This window comes from Amycolatopsis sp. NPDC051102, assembly GCF_040682815.1.
GTDB lineage: Bacteria > Actinomycetota > Actinomycetes > Mycobacteriales > Pseudonocardiaceae > Amycolatopsis.
Window position 1 is genome coordinate 92,919 of the sequence record NZ_JBFBBT010000016.1, and the last position, 24,017, is coordinate 116,935.

Consider the following 24,017-nt stretch of genomic DNA (forward strand, 5'->3'; position numbering starts at 1 on the left):
AAACGAACCACCGGCTACCGGACGCCGCCCGACGCGCGCTGCTTCTGCGCGTGCGCGGACCGGGTGCAGACCTCGCCGACGTCGACCGTCTGGCCGCGGTCGGCGAAGACGTCCGCCACGCCGACGAGCTTGCCGTTCGGCGACGAGCACGTCAGCTGGTAGGCCTCCTTCGTGCCGTAGGTCGGCGGGGTCGGCGACGAGAACGACACGTCGCCGGTCCAGTCGTCGACCGCGTTCGGGTCGGTCTGGTCGTAGTTGACCACCACGGCCTTGTAGTCGCCGGCGGGCGGGTCGAACAGCACGGCGTGCTCGGACGTCGTGCCGCCGTTCGCCGACGAGGTGACCAGGTTGCCCGCCGCGTCGTAGACGTAGAGATCCCAGTCGGTCGTGGTGTTCTTCCAGTTGATGTTGACGCTGAACTTCCCGTTGTCGACCTTCGGCAGGCCGTCGACGTGGAAGGTGAAGCTCTCCGCCGTCGCGTCCGCCGGGTAGTTGTGGTTGATCGACGGCACGCCCGCCGGGTTGGTGACCGCGATGCCCTGCTGCGCCGGGCCCTGCGGGTCGCGCCCGTACCGGCCGGCCACGTACGGCCGCGTCGACGGGTTGACCGACCACGCGAAGCGCCCGCCGGTGGCGGTGAACTTCGAGTTCAGGTCGTCGGTGATGTAGATCGGCGGCTTGGTGGAGCCGTCGGGCTGGATCACCGGCGACGTCGGCGTCTGGAACGTCTTGTGCAGCTTGAGCTGGTAGCCCTTGGGCGCCGAACCGATCAGCGTCGAGTGCTGCTGCGGGTCGGCCGCGTTGCCCAGCATGTCCAGGAACGCCTGCCGGTTGCCGCCCTTGCCGGCCCCGGCCGCCGGGGCCAGGCCCTCGTACTCGGCCACGACGCTGTCGGCGTAGGGGCCGTGGAAGCCGTTGCCGCCGACCTCGATCGTGAAGCCCCAGCCGGCGGTGGCCCAGTACGACCAGTCCTCGGTGGTGCCGGTGGTGTCGTAGAGCGCCCAGCTCGGCTCGCTCGTGTAGCCGTTGCGCGAAGCCAGCTTGTCACCGAGGGCCTTGTACTGCGGCTCCTCCAGCGGCGGGCGGACGTCCGCCACGCCCGGCGGGCGCAGCACCAGCGCCGCGACGGTGTGCATCGTCAGCAGGTTCGTCACCTGGCGCGAGGACACGATCGAGCGCACGTTCCGCACCTCGGGCTCGCTGAACGGCGCGGACCCGCGGAAGGTGTCGCCGCTCCAGGCCACCTCGGCGCCGTTGCCGCCCCAGAAGCCCGCGTAGTTGCGGTTCGGGTCGGTGCCGCGCAGGCGCCCGCCCGGGTTCGCCTTGCAGACGCCGGTGGCGTACTGCGGCGGCGAGTCGTTGACGTTGCAGTTCTTGCGCTTCATCTCGTAGTCGAACCGGGTGAAGTCGCCCTTGGGTTCGGCCTCGCGGGAGATCTCGAAGCCGTCCGGGTTGATGATCGGCACGACGATGTTGCGCGTCTTGCTGACCAGCGACCGGATGGCGGCGTCGCGCGAGTAGCCGTTGACCAGCTCGTACGCCCACTCCATGACGTGCTCGCCGGCCGGCCACTCCCGGGCGTGGTGCACGCCCATGGTGAAGTTCACCGGCTTGCCGTCGGTCACGTTCTTGACGTCGGTGGCGATTTCGACGCCGACGACGTCCCGGCCCTCCCACGTCGATTCCGGCATGGTGAACGCCGAAACCAGGTTGGGGTTCTTGCGGGCGAGTTCCTTCATCTCGAAGTTGTACTCGTAGAGGTGCCGGTAGCTGGTGCGCCCGGACGGCAGCGCCGACGCGGCCGTCGTCGCGGCGTACTGGCGGTCGGTCTTCGCGTCCTGGACCGACTTGGCCGACAGGTCCGCCTCCACGACCTTCGACTTGAAGCCGCTGTCCTTGAGCGTCTTGCGGTCGGCGTCGCCGGCGAGGACGACCTCGACCCCGGTCGCGTCGCCCTTCTCGGTCACGTCGAGACCGAGGGCGGTCAGCTTGTTCTTGTCGGCACGGGTGGGCGTTTCGACGCGGACGAGTTCCGCGCGCTGGGCGCCCGTCGGCGTCCCCTGCGGCGTCAGCGCCAGGAAGTCGACACCGAGCTGGGCCCGGTCGGCCGGACCGCCGTACCGGCAGCCCTGGACGACGAGTTCCTGCCCCTTCTTCACAAAGCTTTCGGCGAGTTCGTGGGTGCGCAACGCCGCCGAGGCGGCGACCACCGTCCCGGTGGCCTTGTCGAAGACGGCGACGTCCCAGTCGCCCTCGGCGCCCTGCGCCGGCTTGAGCCGCGCCTGGACGAGACCGTCCACGGTGGACGTCAGCTCGCGGCGATCGGTGCCCGCGGTGCCCTTGGGCAGCACTTTCGCGAAGCACGAGCGGGGTACGGACTTGTCGGCGCGCAGAATGTTCTGCGCGGCGCCGGCGGTACCGGCCGGCAGCGCGACGAATGTTCCGGCCAGTGCGACGGCCGAAGCCAGCATCACCAGCCGTCTTGGTGAATTCCCCACAGGAAGAGACCTCCTTGACCGAGGCCGGCAGGACGGACCTACCGGTAGCGAGCGACCATAATGGAGGAATTCCGGCCGCGGTAACCGCCGTAAGTCGTACACGTTGACCAGGCTTTTTCACGAAGGGTTCAACCCCCGGTCGGCTACTGTCGGTCCATGGTCACAATCCCTGCGCGACGGGCGGTGTCCTTGGCGGGCATCGCGGCCTTGGCGGCCGGCGCGGGCCTGGTCCTGCTGCTGCAGGTCATCCCGCCGACGGACGAGATCAGCGCGACCCGGCGCACGATCAGCGAGTACGGGCTGAGCGACCACAAGTGGGTCTTCGACCTGGCGGTGGTCTTGGTCGCCCTGGGCTCGGCGGCGGGCCTGGCGGTGCTGCACCGCCAAGGGCGGCTGCCGGTCCCGGCGGCCATCTTGGGAACACTGTGGACGGTCGGCCTGCTGGTCATCGTGGCGTTCCCCAAACCGGACTGGGCAACGGTTTCCCGCGCGGACTTCGGCGGCACGCTGCACCGGATCGCGAGCGTGGTGGCGTTCGTGGCGCTGCCGCTGGCGATCCTGGTGGCGGCGCGGACGACGTTCCCGTCGTCGCCCGGACGCCGCTGGGTCGCGCGGGTGCTGGCGGTGGTGTCGCTGGGCTGGTTCGCGGTGATCCTGGGCGCGGTGGTGGTGGCCGCCGTCGAGGGCGGCCGGTGGTGGACGTTGATCCCGCTGGGGTTGGTGGAGCGCGGGATGGCGCTGACGGAACTGATCGCGCTGGCGGTGTTGCTCGCACCGGTGGGCGTAACTGAGGATGATCGGTTGGCGACCAGCCGGGAGTGAGTGGCGATAACCTACGCTGTAGGTACGCCGACCGGAGGGACTGTCATGACCGGAGCCCTGGCCTGGACGAAACCCGTTGTGCGCTGGAGTCTCGGCCACGCGCTCCCCCGGACCGTCCTGCGGCGCGAGGCCCGGCGCGGGGACCTTCAGGGACGCATGGTCGTCGACGCGGCCGAGGGGCGGGATCTCACCGGCCTGTTCGAGGAAATCCGGGCTGCCGGGCCGCTGGCGCGGACCCGCTTCGGGTGGATGACCACCACCCACGCCGCCGTGCGGGAGGTGCTCGGCAGCGACGACTTCCGGGTCGGCGTCATCGGGTACGACGGGTCCCCGCTCGGGCGGCTCGGCGAATGGGCGGCCGGGCAGCACCTGCACCCCGTGCGGCCGCCGTCGCTGCTCGCCGTCAACCCGCCCGAACACACCCGGTACCGCAAGCTCGTCACCGGAGTCTTCACCGTGCGCGCCGTCGAGCAACTGCGCGGCCGGGTGCAGGAAATCGCCGACGGCCTGCTCGACCGGCTCGATCCCGGACGGCCGCTCGACCTCGTCGAGTCCTACTGCGGCCTGCTGCCGGTGACGGTCATCAGCGAGATCCTCGGCGTGCCGCCGTCCGACCTGGGCAAGGTGCTGTCCCTGGGCGCCGCCGCCGCGCCCAGCCTCGACCTCGGGTTGGGCTGGCGGACGTTCCGCGACGTCGAAACCGCGCTGGCCGAGTTCGACGCCTGGCTCGGCGAGCACCTCGACCACCTGCGCCGGCACCCCGGCAACGACCTGTTCAGCAAGCTCGTCGCCGCCCGCGACGGCGGTGTCGGGCTCACCGAAACCGAGCTGAAGTCCACCGCCGGCCTGGTGCTGGCGGCCGGCTTCGAAACCACCGTCAACCTGCTCGGCAGCGGGATCGCCCTGCTCGCCGGCGACCCCGGGCAGCTCGCCGTGCTGCGCGAACGGCCCGAACTGTGGAGCAACGCCGTCGAGGAGGTGCTCCGCCACGACCCGCCGGTCCTGCTGACCGGGCGGCTGGCCACGCGCGCCACCGAGGTCGCCGGGGTCCCGTTGCCGCGCGGGGCGCTGGTGACCACCGTGCTGGCCGGCGCCAACCGCGACCCCGGGGTGTTCGCCGACCCGGCCGTCTTCGACGTCACGCGGGCCGGCGCGCGCGACCACGTCTCCTTCGGCGCCGGCCGCCACCACTGCCTGGGTGCCTCGCTGGCGCGCATGGAGGGCGAGATCGGGCTGCGCACGATCTTCGGCCGGTTCCCCGGCCTGCGCGTGCTGCCCGGCGCCCGCCGCCGGTCGACGCGGATCCTGCGCGGCTACGAACACCTGCCCGCGCTGCTCGCCCCGTGACAGCCCGGCGCGGGCGGCCGCCCAAGGACGCCGGGAACCTGTCGCGAGAGCTGATCCTGCGGGAAGCCCTCGCACTCGTCGACGACGAGGGCCTGGACGCGGTCAGCATGCGCAAGCTCGCGCGCCGGCTCGGCGTCGACCCGATGAGCCTGTACAACCACGTCGACGGCAAGGACGCGCTGCTCGACGGGATCGCCGAGGTCCTGCTGGCCGCGATCCCCGCGCCGCCGCCGGACGCGGACCTGCGGGAGACGATGTCCGCGCTGGCGCACGGGTTCCGCGCGGCGATGCTCGGCCACTCGCGCGCGGCGCCGCTGGTGCTCACCCGCCGGCTCGCGTCGATGACGGCGCTGGCGCCGGTGGAGGCCGTGCTCGCGCCGCTGCTGGCGGCGGGGTTCCCGCCGGACCGCGCGGTGCACGGGCTGCGGACCGTGCTGGCGTTCCTGATCGGCACGCTGATGCGCGAGGTCGAGGCCACGCCGGCCGACGGCGGCCGGCTCGCGGACCTCGAACGGGCCGGGCTGCCGGCCGTGTCCGCGGCGGCGCCGTTCCTGGCCGTGTGCGACCACGAAGCCGAGTTCGAATTCGGGTTGCGGATCCTGCTCGACGCCCTCGGCGCGATGGCCGCGCGCTAGCGGATGCGTTCGTGCAGCGCGGCCATCCGGGCGTCGAGGTCGGCCGCCGTCCGGGCCGCCGCCGCGAGCTCGCCCGCGAAGTCGGGGGGCACGCTGTCGCGGTACTTGTACGACAGCTTGTGCTCGACGGCCGCCCAGAAGTCCATGGCGATGGTGCGCAGCTGCACCTCCACCTTGACCTTTTCCACGCGGTCGGAGAGGAACACCGGGATGCGGACGATCAGGTGCAGGCTGCGGTAGCCGTTGGCCTTCGGCCGCGCGATGTAGTCCTTGGTCCGCAACAGCTCGACGTCGTCCTGCGCGGTGAGCATCCGGGCGACCTCGTGCACGTCGGAGACGAACGGGCAGACGACCCGGATCCCGGCGATGTCGTCGAGCACGTGGGCGGCGGAGACCCAGTCGCCGCCCAGGCCGCGACGGTGCACCTTCTCCTTGATCGCCTCGGGCCGCTTGACCCGGCTGGTGATGTGCTCGATCGGGTCGTGCTGGTGGACGAAGTCGAACTCCTCGCTGAGGATCCGCAGCTTCGTCATCAGCTCTTCGATGGCGAACTTGTACATCAGGAGGAACCGCGGGAGCTGCCCGGCGACGGCGAGCTCGTCGGCCGCCTCGCGCAGGGAAGCGTCCTCGGCCGCCGGGTCGGTGGTCACTGAAGCCTCGTGCTGTCGTCGGTCGTTTTCCGAGCGCCAGAGTACTGCGCTCCACCTGGTCAACGACCGGCGACGGGCCGGAGTTCCCGCCGGTCACCGGATCGGGTCGCGTTGCCGGCCCGGTCCGGGCCGGCAACGCGCGGGGATGTGCTGCTCAGCGCCCCATGGGCACGGTTCCGGCCGAGGCGGCGGTGGCGGCGACGCACTGGGCGGCGACCGCACCGGCATCCACGCCGGCCTGCTTGTTCTTGCCCTTCTTGGTGCCGTTCTGGTCGGCGGCCATGCCCTGCTGCTGCGCCGCGGCGGCGGGGTCGGCGGCCTGGGAAACGCACTTCAGGACGGCCGCGCAGTCCTCGGCGGAGAGATCGGCCGCCTTCTTGCCGGCCTTGCCGTTCTGGTCCGCCATGCCGTTCTGGGCGGCGGCTTCCTTCTTGCCGGCTTTGCCGTTCTGGTCGGCGGCCTTGTTCTTGGCGGCCATGCCGTTCTGATCGGCGGCCATCCCGTTCTGGTCGGCCATGCCCTTCTGGTCGGCCATCCCGTTCTGGTCGGCCATCCCGTTCTCGTTGGCCATGCCCTTCTGGTCGGCCATCCCGTTCTCGTTGGCCATGCCGTCCTGGTTAGCCATCCCGTTCTGGTCGGCCATGCCCTTCTGGTCCGCCATACCGTTCTGGTCGGGGGCGCCGTTCTCCTCGGCCTTGCCGTTCTGGTCGGCCATTCCGTTGGCTTCGGCCACGCCGGCGGCCTGGTCCACACACTTCTGGACCACGGCACAGGCGGCAGCGTCCTGGTCGGCAGCGTTCTGCTGACCGGCCATGCCGTTCTCGCCGGCAGCACCCTTCTTGGCCGCCGCGCCCTTCTTGGCACCCATGCCGTTCTTGGCTGCTGCGCCGTTACCGGCCGCCATGCCGTTCTCGTCAGCGGCGCCGTTCTCCGCCGCCATACCGTTCTCGTCGGCGGCGCCGTTCTCGCCAGCCATGCCGTTCTGGTCGGCCATGCCGTTCTTCTCGCCCTTGCCAGCCGCCTTCCGACCGGCCGCGCCCTGCTCGGCGGCCATCCCGCCGTCCGCCGCCGCGTCCTTGCCGTCGCCCGCCGCGTTCTGGGCCGCTGCGGCGATGGCCGCGCACTGGGCCGCCACTTCGTCCGCCTTCACCTGGCCAGCGCAGCCCGCGGCTTCGCGCCGCTGCTGGATCTGGGAAACCACCGCCTGGCGGTTGGCGATGCGGGCCGCCGACTGGGCGTCCGGGGCCGCCTGCTGGCCCGCGATGAAGCTCAGGTTGTTCTGCAACGCCGTGTCCAGACCACCGCAGCTCTCCGTCGCCGCGTTGCTCGCCGGGCCGGTCATGGCGATCGCCGCCGCGGTTGCGCCCGCGACTCCCAGCAGCGCCGCTAGTCCGATCGTCGCGGGTTTGCGGTGTCGTCCTGCCGTGCGCACGTGGGGCATCTGCCCCTCCTCTCGGTCGCCACCTCACCCAGGCACACGGCTTGTCCCGCCGAGTGGTTCACCGGAACCCCGAGAGTCCATTATGGACAGAACAGCTGCCCGAGCCGGTAGTCGACGAGAGCGAAAGCCGCTTCGGCGGTGTAAGCTCCCCCGAGTATTCCGGTCACGAGGCCGGCGGCCATCGTCGCGAGGGCGCCGGCTTCCATGGCCGCATCCAGCGCCGGGCTGACGCGGTTTGCCTGCTGCGCCAACGTGATCTGCTCCGCCAGGCCGCGCACCAGGTGCGGCAGCAACGCTTCTTCGTCCGGGTGCGGGCCGCCGCGGGTGACGTCGGCGGCGAAGTACGCGATCTGGACCGCGGCCAGCAGCCGGGTGCGCTCGTCGGAGGGCAGCACCGCGGCCAGGTACGCCCGCACCACCGCACGTTCGTCGCCGCTCTCCAGCGCGCGGCCGACCTCGGCCGCCGCCCGGGCGACGCTCAGCTCCACCACCCGCCGCCAGGCGAACCGCAGCATGTCGTCCTTGGCCGGGAAGTAGTACTGGACCAGGTTCATCGAAATCCCGGCCTCCGCGGCGACGGCACGCAGCGTCACCGCCGACACCCCACCCCGGACGACGACCCGGAACAGCGCCTCCGCGATCTCGCAGCGACGCTGCTGGTGGTCGACGCGTTTGGGCACGCGTTCACTCTGCCACAACCGGCCACGATCTGTTATCGTGCATCTGCACCATGAAAACCTGGGGAGGGAATCATGATCGGCAAGTTCAAGGACGCCCGCAGCGAAGAGCGGTACCTGGCCGCCTACGACCGGATCGCCGCCCGCTGGCCCGTGCCGGTGCGCGACCTGGACATCAGCTCGCGCTACGGGCCGACCCGCGTCCGGGCGAGCGGCGGCGAAGGACCGCCGATCGTGCTGCTGCCCGGTGCCATGGGCACGTCACTTTCGTGGTACCCGCACGTCGCGGACCTGGCCGCTCAGCACCGGGTGTACGCCGTCGACACGATCGGCGAGCCCGGGCGCTCCCGCCAGACGCGGCCGGCCACGACCGGTGACGACTGCGCGGACTGGCTGGCCGACGTCCTCGACGCCCTCGGCCACGAGAAGTTCCTGCTGGCCGGGGTGTCGCGCGGGGCATGGCTGGCGCTCACCCTGGCCGCCCGCACGCCGGACCGGATCGCGGGCGTGGTCGCCATCGAGCCGCCCGGCTTCGCGCCCATCGGGAGCGCGTTCATCTGGTGGAGCCTGCGGGAAATCGCGACCTGGTTCGACCCGCGCCCCCGCGCGGCAGTCCGGCGCATCCTGCGCCCGCTGCTGTTCGGCGGCCTGAAGTACCGCGCGCACCACCCGACGGACTACCTGTTCACCGACGACCAGCTGCGCGCGGTCACCGTCCCCGTCCGGCTCGTCCTGGCCGAACGCAGCGTGATCCACTCCGCGCGGGACGTCGAACAGCGGATCAGGGCGCTCAACCCGCTGTTCGACGTCGAAATCGTGCCGCGCACGACCCACGCCCTGCCGCTGCAGCGGCCGGAGCTGGTCACCGCGCGGATCCTGGCCGGCTAGCCGAGCTCGGCCAGCTGCGGCACCGCCGGTGCCATGCCCTCGATCCACGCGGCGGGCGAGCCGGTCGTCGGGGTGACGATCGCCGCCTGCACCCCGAGCTTCGCGTAGCCGGCCATCGAGCGGACGAACTCGTCGCGGGTTTCCGGCGTGGGACGCGGGTTGTTGGCGAGGATCGTCTTGCGGATGGTGTCGTAGTCGCGGCCGACGTCGTCGCAGTGCCGGCGCAGCACGTCCAGCTTGTGCTCGATGTCGGCCGGCGAGCTGCCGAAGAGGTTGCACGCGTCGCCGTACTGGGCGACCAGGCGCAGCGTCTTGCGTTCCCCGGAGCCGCCGATGAGCACCGGGGGCCGGCTGATCGGCTGCGGCGAGCAGAGCGTCTCCGCCAGCCGGTAGTGCTTGCCCTCGAACGGGCCGTTGTCCGCGGGGTCCCACATCTGCCGGCAGATGCGCAGCGTCTCCTCCAGCCGCTCGAACCGCTCGGCGACCGGCGGGAACGGCACGCCCATCCCCTGGTGCTCCCGCTCGAACCAGGCGGCGCCGATCCCGAGGGCGGCCCGGCCGCCCGAGAGGACGTCCAGGGTGGTGACGATCTTCGCGAGCAGCCCCGGGTGCCGGTAGGTCACCCCGGTGACGAGCAGGCCGAGCTGGATCCGGGACGTGTGTGCGGCGAGGTAGCCGAGCGTGGTGTAGCCCTCCAGCATGTTCGCTTCGGCGGGCAGGCCGGTGGGCTCGATCTGGAAGTAGTGGTCCATGAAGGACAGCCAGGTCGCCCCGGCCTCCTCCGCCACGGCTCCCACGCGGGCGAGCTCACCGGCGATGGCGGTGGTCCCGCCGTCGATGTCGAAGATGGGGAGGTGGAAACCGAGTTCCATGAAACGTGCTCCTGACTTGATCAGCGTGCTCCCACGCTAGGACCTGGAGCGCACTCCAGCGCAAGTCCTCAGTGCACGGTCGCGGCGAAGAACGCGGCGACGTCGCCGGCCGACGTCGGCCCCTCGGTCACCGGCACCCCGGCCGCGCGCAGGCGCGCCGCGAACTCGCCCGACTTCCGGCCGCCGTCGAGGAGGAACGGCGGGGCGCCCGGACCGGCGTGGGTCAGCGGGCTCGCCGCCCGGAGCGTCGCGGGCGACCGGCCGAGCGCGAGGAGGATCGACGCGCGGGTGAGCGGGTCCAGGCCCGCGAGGTCGAAGTCGGCGGGCGCCGAAACCGCGGCCACCGCGCGGACCGTGCTGTCCTGACCGGCGTACTGGCCGGTGTCCGGACCGCGCTCGACGCCGAGCAGGGACGCCAGCGTGCCGCCCGTGCCGGTGCCCCACACCGCGATCCGGGCCGGGTCGACGGCCAGCGCGGCCGCGTTGGCCTTGAGGAACCGCACCGCGCACCGGGCGTCGGCGAGCGGGGCCGGCCACGGTGCCGCCGGCGCGAGCCGGACGTCGATCGCGGCGACCGCGAAGCCGCGGGCCGTCAGCTCGTCGCGCAGCGGGCCGAAACCCGAGCCGGCGAGCGGGGCGCCGGCCTGCGTGCGGTTGCCGAAGACCAGCCCGCCGCCGTGCAGGAGCAGCACCACCGGAGCCGGCGGGCCGCCCGTCCGCCGGAAGACGTCCATCGCCAGCGGGATCCCGTCGGGCCGGCAGTACTCGACGGTGCCCGGGCCGCCGTCGAGCAGCGTCGAGGCACCGGTGCCGGTGAGGCCGGCGCCGGCCGCGACGGTGCCCGCCGCGCCGGTCACGATCACCGGCAGCAGCACCGGGAACAGCGCGATCCACGCCGAAACCCGCCGCAGCACCGACGGACCCGGGTGCGCGCGGTGCCGGGCCACGACCAGGAAGCCGGACACCGCGACGACCTGCAGCCCGGCGGCGACGCAGTCGGTGAACCCGGCCACCGTGTCCGCGGGCTGCCACGGGTCGAACCGCGTCAGCAGCCCCAGCGGCCTGCTGAGCACCCACAGGGCCAGGCCGGCGAACGCCGCGAGCGCGCCGAAGTGCGCCGTCCTGCGCGTCGGCCACCCGGTCACCGCGACGACGGCGACGAGCTCGAAAACCGCGACGGCGCCGAACAACATCGCGTACAGCTGCCAGATCCGCCAGAGCGCGGGCACCGCGACCGCCGGGATCAGTGCGCCGCCGAGCGCGGCGAAAACGGCCGTGACCAGCAGCGGACCGCGCCGCAGCGGCGGTGGCGAGGTCATCGACGGGCGGGAGGTGCCCCGCTGCCCGTCGACGACCTTCATACCGCCAGTGTCACCCCGGACCGGCAGTCTCCGCCACGGCTACTTGCGCGCCGCCGTGTAGTTCCGGAACAGCAGGTAGGTGTCGAGGATGTCGGACGAGGCGCTCTCGACCGACCGGTAGATCCCCCACTTCGGGCGGACGTAGTCGCCTTGGTCGGGGATGTTCACGTTGGTCATGCTGCCCTGCGCGGCCACGGGCGCCCCCGATCCCGTGCCGTTGCGGATGACGCACGCCGCCTTGCCCTTCGCACCGGGCGTGAACGTCCACTCGATCGTGATCCACTTGTCCCGCAGCGGCGACAGGTCCGTGGCCGCGATGCTCGGCGAACCCGAGTTGGCGTAGGCGCGCGCGTTGAGCATCTCCTTGCTGCCGCTGCGGGTCAGGTCCAGCGTCACCCACGGGCCGCCGTTGGTCGACGGCGTCTTCGTCTGGAAGATGTGGGTGAACTTGCTGGTGCCGTGCAGCGAGGCCGGGATGTACATCTCGTAGGAGATCGTCCACGTCTCGCCGTTGTGCATCTTCAGCGTGGAACCGTTCTGCACCATGCCTTTCGACTCGGTGCGCTGGCGGTCGCCGCCGCCGGTGGTGTCGCGGTCGTCCTTCCAGATGTTGAACCGGTAGTGGTCGCCTTCGACGACGACGTACTTGCGGTCGGGGTGGTGGTTGCCGCGGTCGGCCTCGATGCCCTCGAAGGCCTTCAGGCCGTCGGTGGCGGGGTCCGGGTGCCACAGCGGCGCCGCGTGGGCGGGGACGGCCGTGCCCAGCACGATCGGGACGGCGAGGACCGAGACGGCGAGCGAGCGCAGGGCCGTCCGGCGGGGGAATTCCGGCATCGTCGGTGTGTCCTTCCTGACGAGCAGTTCGGCAGGGGTGGCACATCGGTCGGCGGACGGACCCGGCAAACCGGGCTGGACATCCGATGTCTTGCGCTATGAAGTTAGAAGCCCGACCGCCTTCTGTCAACGCCCCCCCAAGTGTCGCGGTGGTTGGCCAAGAATTCATCGGACCGCTGTAGGGTTGGCGGTATGGAGAAGTTCCCCGCCGCCGACGGCTTGGAGCTCGCCTACCGCGAAGTCGGCAGCGGGCGGGCGCTGGTGCTGTACCACGGTTTCACCGGCAGCGGCCGCGATTGGCTCGGCACGGCGTCGGCGCTCGCGGACCGCGGGCACCGGGTGATCCTCCCGGACCTGCGCGGCCACGGGGCGAGCGCCACCCCGGCCGACGCGGCGGCGTACCCACCCGACGTCCTCGCCGACGACGGCTTCGCGCTCCTCGACCACCTCGGCCTCGGGGAAGAGGACTACGACCTGGGCGGGTACTCCTACGGCGGCCGGGTCGTGCTGCGGCTGCTGGCCCGCGGCGCCCGCCCGGGGCGCGCGATCGTGGCGGGCCAGGGCCTCGACGCCGTGCAGCGGGCGACGTCCCGGACCGGCACCTACCACCGCGCCCTGACCGCCCTGATCGACGGCGAACCCGTCGAACCCGGGTCGCCCGCGTACTGGATCGGGCAGGGCGGCGGGAATCCGGTGGCCCTGCGGCACGTCCTCGGCACCCACGTGCCGACGCCGGAGGTGGACCGGATCACCACCCCCACCCTGGTCCTCGTGGGCGACGAGGACGACAGCCACGCCACGGCCGGCGCCCTCGCCGCGGCCCTGCCGAACGGCCGGTTCGCCCGGGTGCCGGGCGACCACTACACGGCGATGAGCAGCCCGGAACTGACGACGGCGATGGCGGAGTTCCTGGCTCAGGCGTAACAGCCGGCCAGGGCACCGAAAGCGGCCTTCGGTTCCCACGGGACGCCGGGATACGTCTGCCCCGTCCCGTTCTCCAGCACCTTCACGACGCCCCAGCTCGCCATGTCCAGATCGACCCGCGGGTCGGCCCGGTGCACCAGCCCGTAGCAGACGAACGTGCAGGCGAACGCCGCGTCGACGCCCTCCTCCGTGAAGATTTCGACGAGTTCCCGCAGGTAGCGCGCCTGCTCCTGCTCGTCGCGGACGTACTCGCCGGTCAGCCGGAGCGGGACGTCGCCTTCGTACTCGAGGATTTCGCCGCAGCGGGCGCCCAGGTCCGCCGCGCCGCGGTACGGCGTCACGCCGAACTCCGTGATCGCGACCGGCTTGCCCGCCGCGACCAGGCTCCGGACGCCCTCGCGGTAGAGGTGCTCGACCTCCTTCGAGCGGTGCGCGTCCACCGACACGATGTCGAAGGGCGTCCAGTCGACGCGTTCCAGCGGCACCGCCGCGTAGGTGACGCGGCCGCCGAAGCGGGCGCGCACCCCCTCGACCGCGCGGGCGAGGAACTCGTTGACCCGCGCCGGCAGGCCGTCCCGCAGCTCCGGTGACGCCATGAGCTGCGCGATCCGGGCGGGGATGTCGTCGCCGGGCAGGAAACCGTGGTTGAACAGGCTCAGCTCGGCGCCGGTGACGAAGACGACCTCGGCGCCCGTCCGGCGGAGGCGTTCGGCCCGCGACGCGCCGTCGGCGAGCAGGTCGAGGATCTCCGCCGGGGTGCGGTCCCACGGGAACGGCGAGAACCACACCTCCAGCCCGAGCGCCGCGGCCTCGCCGGCGGCGAACTCGATGCGGTCCAGGTCGGTGCCGATCAGCCGGACGGCCGTGCAGTGCAGGTCGTCGCGGATGATCGTCAGCTCGCGGCGGACCAGGTCCGGGTCGAACGGGCGGTTGAACCGGCCGCCGCGCGCCAGTCCCGTGTCGTAGCCGATGCCCTTGGCTCGCATGCTGTCCTCCCAGTCGTTAAGGTACGGTCCGTACCGTACCGTAGGATGGGCCCATGGCGACACCGAAGACCCGGCGCCGGGGCACCGAACTGGCGGAGGCGATCCTGCGCGCGGCGGCGGACGAGCTCGCCGAAGCGGGCTACCCCGGCTTGACCATGGAACGGGTCGCCCAGCGCGCCGGCACCAACAAGAACGCGATCTACCGCCGCTGGCCGAACCGCGCCGCGCTCGGCGTCGCCGCCTACCGCCACCTCGCCGCGGACGCGCTCGAGCCGCCCGACACCGGCCACCTCCGCGAAGACGCGCTGGCCCTGCTGCGCGCGATCAACTGCGGCCAGACCTCGCCCGCCGCCCGGGTCCTGCGCGGGCTCCTGACCGGCGTCGGCGACGAGCCGGAGCTGCGGGAACAGCTGCACCAGCAGGCCGCCGAGGGCGGCACCAAGCCCTGGCTCGCGATCGTCGAACGAGCCGTCGCGCGCGGCGAGGCACGGCCCGGAGCCCGGCACCCCCGCGTCGCCACGGTGGCACTCGTCCTGCTGCGCAACGAATTCCTCACCCGCGGACTGACCACAGTGGACGACGCGGTGCTCGTCGAGATCGTCGACGAGGTCTACCTGCCCCTGCTGGGCGCGTAGATCGTCAGGCGCAGCGCCGGGTCCTCGGCGGCCTGGAAGGTCGCGTAGTCGAACTCTTCCGGCTCCGGCCGGTACAACGTCTTCCGGCCGGATCCGGTGTGGCCGACGTCGTGGCGGTCCCACCACGACGCCACCTCCGGGCAGCCCGCCCGCAGCCGCGCCGCCAGCTCGGTGAACGCCGGGTCGCCCGCCCACAGGTCGTGCGCGGCGCGGAACTGCGCCAGCACGTGCCGGGCCTGCGCGGACCAGCCGTCGCCGAACAGCCGCCGGGCGCGCTCGCCGAGCAGCAGCCAGACCAGGATGTTCCGGTCGGCTTCCGGGCTTGCGTCGAGGTCGCCGAAGACTTCGCCCGCCGCGCGGTTCCAGACCAGCACGTCCCAGCGGCGGCCCGTGACGTACGCGGGTTCGGCCAGGCCCTCGACGAGCCGCCGGGTCGCCTCCGGCACCCGCTCGCGGGTGAACGGCGTCCGGGCCGGGTTCAGCGCCAGCTCACGCAGGTGGGCCCGCTCGGTGGCGTCGAGCCGCAGGGCGCTCGCCAGCGCTTCGACCGTCTCCGACGACGGGCTCACCGTGCGGCCCTGTTCGAGCCGGATGTACCAGTCGACCCCGATGCCGGCCAGCTCGGCGACCTCTTCGCGGCGCAGCCCCGGCGTCCGGCGGCGGCGCCGGTCCGGCAGGCCGAGCGCGGCCGGGCGCAGCCGCTCGCGCCGGGACCGCAGGAACTCCCCCAGCCCGGCCCGCGCTGCGTCCGGCATGACGACCTCCGCGTGGCACTGTCCAATCCCAGGATGATACCAGGGCTGGTTGCTGTCTCCGGTTCGTCCGACGATCGAGATCATGAACGAGATGAAGGCCGCGATCCTCGAAGAATTCGGCAAACCGCTGTCGCTGCGCACGGTCCCCGCGCCGGTGCTGGGCACGGGCGAGGTGCTCGTCGACGTCGTGGCGGCCCCCGTGCTGCCGTACGCGGCGGAGGTGTTCCGCGGCGAACGCAACTACCTGCTGACGCTCCCGGTCGTGCCCGGCGCCGGCGCGATCGGCCGGGTACGCGAGACCGGGCCGGACGCGACCCGTCTGACCCGCGGCGACTGGGTGCTCTGCGACCCCACGATCCGGTCCCGCGACGACGCGCTGACCCCGGACATCACCCTGCAGGGCCTGAGCGCCCGCGGCGACGGCGGTCTCTTCCTGCAGCGGCACTACGGCCGCGGCGCCTACGCCGAACAGCTGCTCCTCCCGACGGAGAACGCGGTCCCGCTCGGGCCCCTCGAATCGGCCGAAGCCGCTCGCTGGGCCGCGCTCACCGTGTGCCTGGTGCCGTACGGCGGGCTGCTGGCGGCCGGGCTCCGCGCCGGGGAAACGGTGCTGGTGAGCGGCGGCGCGACCGGCCACTTCGGCAGCGCGGCCGTCGCGGTCGCGCTGGCCATGGGGGCGGCGTGCGTGGTGGCGCCGGGCCGCGACGAGGCCGCGCTGGCCGACCTGGAGCGCCGGTTCGGCGCCCGCGTCCGCACGGTGCGGCTGACCGGGGACGGCGACACCGACCGCCTGCGCCGCACCGCACCCGGCCCGATCGACGTCGTCCTCGACCTGCTGCCGCCGTCGGCGGGCCCGGCACCGGTGCGCACCGCGGCGATGGCGGTCCGCGAACAGGGCCGGATCGTGCTGATGGGCGGCGTCGGCGACGACCTCGCCGTGCCGTACCGCTGGCTGATGCGCAACAGCATCACGCTGCGCGGCCAGTGGATGCACCCGCGGACGGCGCCCGCGAGCCTGATCGCCCTGGCCCGCGCGGGCCTGCTCGACCTCGGCCAGTTCACCACCACGGAGTTCGCGCTCGACGACATCGCCGCCGCCCTCGACCACGCGGAGACGGCACCAAGGCGGTTCGCCCTCACCGTCGTCCGCCCGTGAGTACGGTCGAAGCATGACCCGCCTGGCACGCCACGACCGGATCGCCACGGCCCTCGCGGAGGCGCCCGGCGACCTTCTGGCGGCCGCCCGCCCGCTGGGCACCGGCATCGGCGGGTCGACCTGGGAACTCACCGTGGCCGGCGAGCCCGTCTTCGTCAAGCGGATCGCCCTCACCGACGTCGAGCGGCGGCACGAAGGTTCGACGGCCGACCTGTACGGCCTGCCGCCGTGGGCCCACTACGGGGTGGGTTCGGCGGGCGGCGGGGCGTGGCGCGAGCTGGCGGCCCACCGCGCGGCGAGCGACTGGGTCCACACCGGACAGTGCGAGAACTTCCCGCTGCTGCACCACTGGCGCGTCCTGCCGGGACTCCCGCGCCCCCGCGCGGACCGCGCGCCCGACATCGCGTTCTGGCACGACGACCCGGGCGTGCGGCGCCGGCTCGAAGCCCTCGACGACGCGACGGCGGACCTGGTGCTGTTCCTGGAACACATCCCGCGCACCCTCGCGCAGTGGCTCGGCGACCACCCGGCCGGGCTCGACCCGGCCCACCGCGACCTCCGCAGGATGACGGAGTTCCTGGCGGGCAAGGGCATCCAGCACTTCGACGCGCACTTCGCGAACATCCTGACCGACGGCGAGCGGCTCCACCTGACCGACTTCGGCCTGGCGGCGTTCCCGGACTTCGAGCTGTCGGACGCGGAGGCGGAGTTCCTGGCCGGCCACGCCACCCACGACCGGGCGTACGTGCTGACCCACCTGGTCAACACGATCGTCCGGCCACTCGTCCCGGAGCCGGACCACCGCATCCGGCACGCGTTCGTCCGCGAGTGCGCCGCGGGGAGCGTGGCGCCGGACCTCCCGCCGCGGACGACGGAACTGCTGAGCCGCTACGCACCGGTGGCGGCGGTCGTGAACGAGTTCTACGTGTCCCTGCACGGGGAAAGCCGCAAGACGCCCTACCCGGCCGCCGAGATCACCCGGCGGCTCGCCCAGGCCGGCTGAGCCGCGCGACCGCTCACCGTGCCACCAGGTACAGACCGCCCAGAACGGCGATGGCCGCACCGATCGCCGTCACGAGGACGGATCCGGTGGTCAGGTAGAGGGTTCCGGTGCCGATCATGATTCCCTTGATCACGTCCAGCGCGACCGTGATCCGGTTCTTCCCCGGCTGACGTGACCCGTTGGCCTTCGACGGATTGGCTCTCTTGCTCATCTCAACGGGTCCTCTCGTCCCTCGCGGCGGCCACCGGCCTCGAAAACCGCCGTAACGAATTCGGACGGCCGGTCGACTGTTCCGGTACTGTGCGTATTTCACGGTAAGGACGGCAGGACACGGAACCGCCTCACCACCCGCAGCCTTTTGTGGCCGTGCGCGGTTTCTCCCCGCCGGAGCCCGGTCGACGCTCGCCGACCGTCGCCTGGGCTTGCCCAACGTCGTCGGCCCTGGCCGCCGAAGCCGCCCGGCTTCACCACCGGAGGAACCGTGACCGACCCGTCAGGCTCGCGGCACGACGCCTCGTTCCCTCTGACGACGGAGATCGAAGCCGCCCTGCGCTGGCTGGCCACCAGACGGCACGCACAGCCGCTCGCTCTTCTGCAGCACGCCGTCGAAGACCCCGCGAGCGAGTCGGCGGTACGACTCGAGCCGCTGGTCGCGCCCACCTCCGCGCTCGGCGGGGACACACCCGAGGTGCGGGCACTCGCGGTCTGGGGCTTGATCATCCACGCGGTGAACCGCGTCGGCTCGAACGGGGAGTCGCGACGCCGGAACGCGCTCCACGCGGCTTTCCGCCTGGAGCGGCGTGCGGAGATCACCGAACCGTGGAAGTCGACGCTGGAGGGCCGGTTCAGCCAGCTGCTGGCCTTGCCTGGCGTCTTCGGTGATCCGCCTCCGACCACGACGACACCGATGCACCGCGCCTGGCGGGACGGCGTCGCGCAGAAACTGGCCCCGATGATCCGGGACCACCTCGACCGGCTCGCCGGCGATCCCGGCGGGTGGGAGCCCTACCTGGCCGTCGCCCGCGCCAGAGAAGGCGGCTTCGGTGATGAGACTCCAGCGGCCGGTGCGTGGCCGGAGGACCTGACGACCGGCTACCGCTCCCCCACCGAAGGCGCTCAGCCGGTGTTTTTGATCTTGTTCGTCACCACCGTCTTCATGCGGCGGAAGACCGCCTTCCGGCGCATCACCGAACGACTGGTGACCGCACGGCAGGACGGCGTCGACGGCTACTTCGCCCGAGCCCTCATCGGCGCCGGCTGGTCCGCCGATGATCCGTCCAATATCCCGGTGCGCCCCCTGTGGAACTGCCGCTTGGACGACCCGGTAGTCTCTCGCACTGGGGAATCGCTTGTCACCAAACTGCGATTCCCTCGGCCTTTGCTGCGGAACGAAAGTCATTTCTTCGTCTCCGAGGCAATCGATGACCACATCACGGAGGAACGGCGCTGGGTCAACGTCGAGATTGATCACCACGGCATCGCACCGGGGCGCCTTCTCCACGGGCACGTCCCCGTCTCCGGCCTGACCATCCGGATCAGGTTCGACGAGGCCGAGCTGCCCGACGCGTGCTGGTGGTATGCCGAACAATCCGAGCGACAACGACTCACTCCACCCCCTTGGGGTGACCCACGTCGGCTGCCGATCGCCGATGGCAACGTGGAGCACACCTTCACCGAGCGGTGCCATCCCCGCGACAACTACGGCGTCGCCTTCTCCTGGCCGGCTTCTTGATTCGAACAAGGGCGCCCGCGCCCAGAGAGGATTGCGATCAATCATGGACGGCAAAGGCACCAGCAGCGGCGGCGGGAACACCGGAAACTAGCCGCAAGGTCACCCAGTCCACAAAGGCCACCCCGGAAAAGCTCCGCGGTGGCCTTTGTCAATGACACGCTCACGACGGAAAGTAACTTCATTACCAGGCATCAGCCGATCGATTGATATCGATCGAGTGGCCGAACATTCGCCATGCCGGATCGCTGCCGCTGATTTGCTCCCAAACCGCCGGCAATCACCCCCGCCCGGTACCTTTCGACGACACCGTTGCCACCTCCGGGCCATCCGATGTCCGCGACACACCCAGCGGCCGCCGCGGCTTCCGCCCCGCCCGTCCGGCTCTTGACCACCGGAGCGGATCGACCTAAAGTCAGCGTACCCCGGATCGTGTTAACGTTAACATGCGCTGGTCCCCGACGCGCCCCCGAAGGAACCGACAACGATGAAGTTGTTCTCCCCGCGCCGTTTCGGCGTTGTGCTGGCCGTCGCGGCCGCACTCGTGCCCCTCGGCAGCACCGGTGCCGGTGCCGCGCCGCCCGCCGGCACCGGCAGTGATCTCCGCGCCGCCGCGAACGCCCTCTTCGTGCCCGATGTCGACGATGTGCGCGGCAATCTCACGCTGCCCACCACCGGCCCGGACGGGACGAGCGTCAGCTGGGCGTCGTCCGCTCCCTCCGTCATCACGCCGACGGGCGAGGTGACCCGGCCGCGCACCGGCGCCGCGCCCGCGAAGGTCGTTCTGACCGCGAAGGTCAGCCAGGGCCGGGAAAGCACCACGCGGAAGTTCACCGCCACCGTCGTGCCCAAGCCGGTCCAGGAACCGCTCGCCGGCTACAGCTTCTTCTACTTCACCGGCGAAGGCTCCTCCAACGGCGAGCAGATCTACTCCGCCCTCAGCCGCGGCAACGACCCGCTGAACTGGACCGAACTCAACAACGGCCAGCCGGTGCTCAAGTCGAGCCTCGGCGAACTGGGCGTGCGGGACCCGTTCATCCTGCGCTCGCCCGACGGCGACAAGTTCTACCTGCTGGCCACCGACCTGCGGATCTACGCCGGCCGGGGCTGGGATGCCGCGCAGCGGACCGGGAGCCGGTCGATCATGGTCTGGGAGTCCACCGACCTCGCGCACTGGTCGCGCCAGCGCAGCGTGCAGGTCTCGCCGCCGACCGCCGGCAACACCTGGGCGCCGGAAGCCTTCTGGGACGCCAAGCGCGGGACCTACGTCGTCTACTGGGCGTCGAAGCTCTACGCCGAGAACGACCCGAACCACACCGGTGACTCCTACAACCGGATGATGTACGCGACCACGCGCGACTTCGTCACCTTCAGCGCGCCGCAGGTGTGGATCGACCCGGGCTATTCGGTGATCGACTCGACGGTCATCAAGAACCAGGACACCTACTACCGCTTCACCAAGGACGAGCGCAACAACACCTCGTCGACGCCGTGCAGCAAGTTCATCACCGAGGAGAAGGCCACCGACCTGCTCGACCCGCACTACGGCTTCGTCGCCGACTGCATCGGCAAGGCCACCGCGACCTCACCCGGCCTGTCCGCCGGCGAAGGACCGACCGGGTTCAAGTCGAACACCGAAAACAAGTGGTACCTGTTCATCGACGAGTTCGGCGGCCGCGGCTACGTCCCGTTCGAGACCACCGACCTGAACTCCGGCAAGTGGACGATGTCGACCGGCGCGCACCTGCCCGCGTCGCCGCGGCACGGCACCGTCCTGCCGGTCACGCAGGCCGAAATGAACCGGCTGAGCGCTCCCCCGGCGCCGGTGCAGGCCGACGCGAAGGGCCTGGTCGCGCACTGGCCGCTCGACGCGAAGTCGGGCACGGTCGCGGCCGACACCACCGGCCACGGCTACGACGGCGCCCTCGCCGGCGACGTCAGCTGGAGCAACGGCGCGCTGGCCTTCGGCGGCAAGAACGGGCACGTCCAGCTGCCGGACAACCTGCTCACCGGCGCCGCCGCGGCCACCGTGTCGGCCGACGTCCTGGTCGACCCGAACCAGCAGACGCCGTACTTCCTGTGGGGCATGGGCAACACGGCGAAGGACGGGACCGGCAACGGCTACCTGTTCACCACCGGCGGCACCCCGAGCGGCGGGTTCCGCGGCGCCATCGCGACCGGCAACTGGACCACCGAACAGGCGGCCGGGGCCGGCGGGCTTCCGCGCGGGGTCTGGAAGAACGTGACCTTGACCGTCGGCGACGGCGTCGAAGTGCTGTACCTGGACGGCGTCGAAGCCGCCCGCAACACCGGCGCCACGATCAAGCCGTCGGACCTCGGCGGCGGCGTCACCGCGGCGAACTACCTCGGCCGGTCGGTCTACGCGAGCGACAAGACCCTGACCGGCAAGATGAAGGACGTGCGGCTCTACAACCGCGCGCTGTCCGGCCTGGAAGTCGCGTCGCTGCCGTCGAACAGCACCGCGATCCGGTCGGTGGAACTGGCTTCGCTCAAGACGCCGGCCGTCATCGACTCCGGGGCCGGGACGGTCGTGCTGCCCGTCACCCCGGGCACCGATCTGCGCCGGCTCGCGCCGGAGTTCGGCCTGGCGCCGGGCGCGACCATCAAGCCGGGCAACGGGAAGCCGGTGAACCTCAGCTCGCCGAAGCAGTTCACGGTCACCGGCGCGGGCGGCGAGCGTCGCGTGTGGACGGTCGAGGCGCACGAGACCCGCAGCCCGGTCCTGCCGGGGTACAACGCCGACCCGAACATCGTCGCGTTCGGCGACACCTACTACCTGTACCCGACCACCGACGGCTTCGACGGCTGGAGCGGGACGAAGTTCTCGGCCTGGTCGTCGAAGAACCTCGTCGACTGGAAGAACGAGGGGGTGATCCTCGACCTCGGCAAGGACGTCGGCTGGGCGGACAAGAACGCCTGGGCGCCGACGATCGCCAAGCACAACGGGAAGTACTACTTCTACTTCTGCGCCGAGGCCAAGATCGGCGTCGCCGTGAGCGACTCCCCGACCGGCCCGTTCGTCGACTCGGGCAAGCCGCTGATCGCCAAGAACCCCGACGGCGGCCAGGCCATCGACCCGGCGGTGTTCCTCGACCACACCGGACAGCCGTACCTGTACTGGGGCAACGGCAACGCCTACGTCGTCCCGCTGAACGACGACATGGTGTCCTACGACCCGGCGAAGATCACCCGCCTGACCGGGCTGGACGACTTCCGCGAGGGGCTGTTCATGGTGGAGCGGAAGGGCACGTACTACCTCAGCTGGTCCATCGACGACACCCGCAGCGAGGACTACCGCGTCGGCTACGCCACGGCGCCGAGCCCGGCCGGCCCGTTCACCAACCACGGCCTGATCCTGAGCAAGGACACCCACCTGGGCGTCCTCGGCACCGGGCACAGCTCGATGCTGCAGGTCCCGGGGACCGATGACTGGTACCTCGCCTACCACCGCTTCGGCATCCCGGGCGGCGACGGCACCCACCGCGAAACGACGATCGACAAGCTGACCTTCCGCCGCGACGGCACGATCGCCCCGGTCGTCCCGACGCTGGAAAGCGTGCGGCCGCAGCGCATCCCGTGGCACTGCGGGGGTGTCCGCTTCGACTGAGGGCAGTCGGGGTCACCCGACTTGATGAGACGGAGATCACGAGCGGCAGCGTTTACCCCGGCTCGACCGGGGTAAACGTCCGCCGTTCGGGTTGCTTCAGCTGCTTCCGCCTCAGGAGTCGTTTGATGACCAGCGTCCTGACCGACGGCCTCGAGAACTCCCGGCCGGTCCCCCGGCCGCGGCGCCGTCCGGTCTCCCACGACGCCCTCGCCGAGCTCGCCCGCCTCACCGCGCTGGCCGAGCTCGCCCACACCGTGTCGCCCTCCCTCATGCACCAGGCGATCCTCGGCGGCACCAACCCGGCGGCGGTCGCCGCGGCCGCGAAGATCGGCGTCGCCGAGGCCCACGTCCGCTGGCACGCCTGGGCGGACTCCGCGGTGGGCCTCGAGGAGTACCTCCGCGTGCACGCCGCCTTCGCCGCCGCCGTCATCGCGCGGCACGACGCCGTCGAGGAGGAGCTGTGCCCGTGACGACGACCGAGACGACGCTGGCCGACCTGGCCGCGCTCGAAAAGGCGGCGAGCGAGCTGCTCGCCGAGATCACCGAGCAGCTGGCGACGGCCGGGGCGCGGCGGTAGGCCCGTTCGAATTTGAACACCGGGTACCGTGGAGGCATGGGTCGTCCACGGTGGCTGAACGCCGAAGAAAAGCGCGCCTGGACCGCCCTCCGCACCACGTACACGCTGCTCCACCAGCGGATGGACCAGCAGCTCAAGCGAGACGCCGGCCTGTCCCACCTGCAGTACGAGATCCTCGCCCGGCTCGGCGGCGCCCCGGACCGCGAGCTGCGGATGGCCGAGCTCGCCTGCGCGGTGTCCAACTCCAAGAGCGGGCTGACCTACCAGATCGGGCAGCTGGAACAGGCCGGGCTGGTGCGTCGCCGCGCTTGCGAGAGCGACGTCCGAGCCGTCTACGCCGTGCTCACCGACGAAGGGGCGGCCCTGCTGGAGCGGGCCGCACCCGGCCACGTCGCCCTGGTCCGCGAGCTGCTGATCGACGTCCTCACGCCGGCCCAGCTCAGCGCGCTGGCCGACGGCCTCGGCGAGGCGAACCGCCGCATGCTCGCGGACGGCGACCCCTGTTCCTGAGCCGCCGGTGAGTGACCTCCGTCACTCGACCGCGCCCAACCCCGTAATTCCGGAACCCGTTCCGCCCCGTCCGTGAAGAGCCGATGACA

Annotated in this window: 22 protein-coding genes; 12 read left to right on the forward strand and 10 right to left on the reverse strand. The window is 71.7% G+C overall.

Annotated features, from left to right (window positions below):
* Positions 1-14 precede the first annotated feature (14 nt).
* Positions 15-2,471 (reverse strand): M14 family zinc carboxypeptidase, encoded by a 2,457-nt coding sequence (locus tag AB0M93_RS33935; RefSeq protein ID WP_364281565.1) that lies wholly within the window; start codon positions 2,469-2,471, stop codon positions 15-17.
* A gap of 183 nt (positions 2,472-2,654) precedes the next feature.
* Here AB0M93_RS33935 and AB0M93_RS33940 point away from each other — a divergent pair, with 183 nt between their 5' ends.
* From AB0M93_RS33940 to AB0M93_RS33950, 3 genes are read left to right on the forward strand one after another with little or no spacing between them, the layout of a single operon-like run.
* On the forward strand, positions 2,655-3,320 hold the full coding sequence (locus AB0M93_RS33940; protein WP_364281279.1) for a DUF998 domain-containing protein: 666 nt from the start codon (positions 2,655-2,657) through the stop codon (positions 3,318-3,320).
* Between the two features lie 45 nt (positions 3,321-3,365).
* Positions 3,366-4,667 carry a cytochrome P450 gene (locus AB0M93_RS33945; protein WP_364281282.1) on the forward strand — a complete coding sequence of 434 codons (1,302 nt, stop codon included), beginning with the start codon at positions 3,366-3,368 and terminating at the stop codon, positions 4,665-4,667.
* Positions 4,664-5,302 (forward strand): TetR/AcrR family transcriptional regulator C-terminal domain-containing protein, encoded by a 639-nt coding sequence (locus tag AB0M93_RS33950; protein ID WP_364281285.1) that lies wholly within the window; start codon positions 4,664-4,666, stop codon positions 5,300-5,302. Before AB0M93_RS33945 ends, AB0M93_RS33950 begins: the two co-directional genes overlap by 4 nt.
* Here AB0M93_RS33950 and AB0M93_RS33955 read toward each other — a convergent pair.
* The 3 genes from AB0M93_RS33955 to AB0M93_RS33965 all read right to left on the reverse strand — a co-directional run bounded on the left by AB0M93_RS33955 (position 5,299) and on the right by AB0M93_RS33965 (position 8,073).
* The gene (locus AB0M93_RS33955; protein WP_364281288.1) at positions 5,299-5,952 is read right to left on the reverse strand and encodes a GTP pyrophosphokinase family protein; all 654 of its coding nucleotides are present in this window, start codon (positions 5,950-5,952) and stop codon (positions 5,299-5,301) included. The two genes, AB0M93_RS33950 and AB0M93_RS33955, sit on opposite strands and share 4 nt — an antisense overlap.
* Positions 5,953-6,106: 154 nt before the next feature.
* Entirely contained in the window at positions 6,107-7,393 is a 1,287-nt protein-coding gene (locus AB0M93_RS33960) for a hypothetical protein (protein WP_364281291.1), read from the reverse strand.
* A gap of 80 nt (positions 7,394-7,473) precedes the next feature.
* Entirely contained in the window at positions 7,474-8,073 is a 600-nt protein-coding gene (locus tag AB0M93_RS33965) for a TetR family transcriptional regulator (protein ID WP_364281293.1), read from the reverse strand.
* Between the two features lie 72 nt (positions 8,074-8,145).
* Between AB0M93_RS33965 and AB0M93_RS33970 the strand changes: the two genes are divergently transcribed.
* A complete protein-coding gene (locus tag AB0M93_RS33970) occupies positions 8,146-8,958 on the forward strand; it encodes an alpha/beta hydrolase (RefSeq protein WP_364281296.1) in 813 nt (270 codons plus the stop codon).
* On the opposite strand, the gene AB0M93_RS33975 is transcribed toward AB0M93_RS33970, so the two are convergent.
* From AB0M93_RS33975 to AB0M93_RS33985, 3 genes are all read right to left on the reverse strand, one after another.
* Positions 8,955-9,830, reverse strand: a complete 876-nt coding sequence (locus tag AB0M93_RS33975) for an LLM class F420-dependent oxidoreductase (RefSeq protein WP_364281299.1) — start codon at positions 9,828-9,830, stop codon at positions 8,955-8,957. The two genes, AB0M93_RS33970 and AB0M93_RS33975, sit on opposite strands and share 4 nt — an antisense overlap.
* Positions 9,831-9,898: 68 nt before the next feature.
* Complete coding sequence (locus AB0M93_RS33980) at positions 9,899-11,191, reverse strand: alpha/beta hydrolase (RefSeq protein WP_364281302.1); 1,293 nt, start codon at positions 11,189-11,191, stop codon at positions 9,899-9,901.
* Positions 11,192-11,230: 39 nt separating this feature from the next.
* Positions 11,231-12,025, reverse strand: coding sequence for a hypothetical protein (locus tag AB0M93_RS33985; RefSeq protein WP_364281305.1), 795 nt, complete (start codon positions 12,023-12,025; stop codon positions 11,231-11,233).
* A gap of 192 nt (positions 12,026-12,217) precedes the next feature.
* Here AB0M93_RS33985 and AB0M93_RS33990 point away from each other — a divergent pair, with 192 nt between their 5' ends.
* Complete coding sequence (locus AB0M93_RS33990) at positions 12,218-12,949, forward strand: alpha/beta fold hydrolase (protein ID WP_364281308.1); 732 nt, start codon at positions 12,218-12,220, stop codon at positions 12,947-12,949.
* Here AB0M93_RS33990 and AB0M93_RS33995 read toward each other — a convergent pair.
* Positions 12,940-13,935 (reverse strand): hypothetical protein, encoded by a 996-nt coding sequence (locus AB0M93_RS33995; RefSeq protein WP_364281311.1) that lies wholly within the window; start codon positions 13,933-13,935, stop codon positions 12,940-12,942. The genes AB0M93_RS33990 and AB0M93_RS33995 overlap by 10 nt on opposite strands.
* Positions 13,936-13,988: 53 nt before the next feature.
* Here AB0M93_RS33995 and AB0M93_RS34000 point away from each other — a divergent pair, with 53 nt between their 5' ends.
* Positions 13,989-14,570, forward strand: coding sequence for a TetR/AcrR family transcriptional regulator (locus AB0M93_RS34000; RefSeq protein WP_364281314.1), 582 nt, complete (start codon positions 13,989-13,991; stop codon positions 14,568-14,570).
* On the opposite strand, the gene AB0M93_RS34005 is transcribed toward AB0M93_RS34000, so the two are convergent.
* Positions 14,546-15,325, reverse strand: coding sequence for a helix-turn-helix transcriptional regulator (locus tag AB0M93_RS34005; RefSeq protein WP_364281317.1), 780 nt, complete (start codon positions 15,323-15,325; stop codon positions 14,546-14,548). The two genes, AB0M93_RS34000 and AB0M93_RS34005, sit on opposite strands and share 25 nt — an antisense overlap.
* Before the next feature lie 82 nt (positions 15,326-15,407).
* Here AB0M93_RS34005 and AB0M93_RS34010 point away from each other — a divergent pair, with 82 nt between their 5' ends.
* Positions 15,408-16,481, forward strand: a complete 1,074-nt coding sequence (locus tag AB0M93_RS34010) for a zinc-binding alcohol dehydrogenase family protein (protein ID WP_364281320.1) — start codon at positions 15,408-15,410, stop codon at positions 16,479-16,481.
* 13 nt (positions 16,482-16,494) lie between these two features.
* A complete protein-coding gene (locus AB0M93_RS34015) occupies positions 16,495-17,484 on the forward strand; it encodes a hypothetical protein (RefSeq protein WP_364281322.1) in 990 nt (329 codons plus the stop codon).
* Positions 17,485-17,497: 13 nt separating this feature from the next.
* On the opposite strand, the gene AB0M93_RS34020 is transcribed toward AB0M93_RS34015, so the two are convergent.
* Positions 17,498-17,695, reverse strand: coding sequence for a hypothetical protein (locus tag AB0M93_RS34020; RefSeq protein WP_364281325.1), 198 nt, complete (start codon positions 17,693-17,695; stop codon positions 17,498-17,500).
* Between the two features lie 270 nt (positions 17,696-17,965).
* On the opposite strand from AB0M93_RS34020, the gene AB0M93_RS34025 reads away from it, so the two are divergent.
* The 4 genes from AB0M93_RS34025 (at position 17,966) to AB0M93_RS34040 (ending at position 23,928) form a co-directional block, all read left to right on the forward strand.
* A complete protein-coding gene (locus AB0M93_RS34025; protein WP_364281328.1) occupies positions 17,966-19,216 on the forward strand; it encodes a hypothetical protein in 1,251 nt (416 codons plus the stop codon).
* Positions 19,217-19,700: 484 nt separating this feature from the next.
* A complete protein-coding gene (locus AB0M93_RS34030; protein ID WP_364281331.1) occupies positions 19,701-22,841 on the forward strand; it encodes a family 43 glycosylhydrolase in 3,141 nt (1,046 codons plus the stop codon).
* A gap of 125 nt (positions 22,842-22,966) precedes the next feature.
* On the forward strand, positions 22,967-23,311 hold the full coding sequence (locus AB0M93_RS34035; RefSeq protein ID WP_364281334.1) for a hypothetical protein: 345 nt from the start codon (positions 22,967-22,969) through the stop codon (positions 23,309-23,311).
* Positions 23,312-23,454: 143 nt separating this feature from the next.
* Entirely contained in the window at positions 23,455-23,928 is a 474-nt protein-coding gene (locus AB0M93_RS34040) for a MarR family transcriptional regulator (protein WP_364281336.1), read from the forward strand.
* The last annotated feature ends 89 nt before the right edge of the window (positions 23,929-24,017 follow it).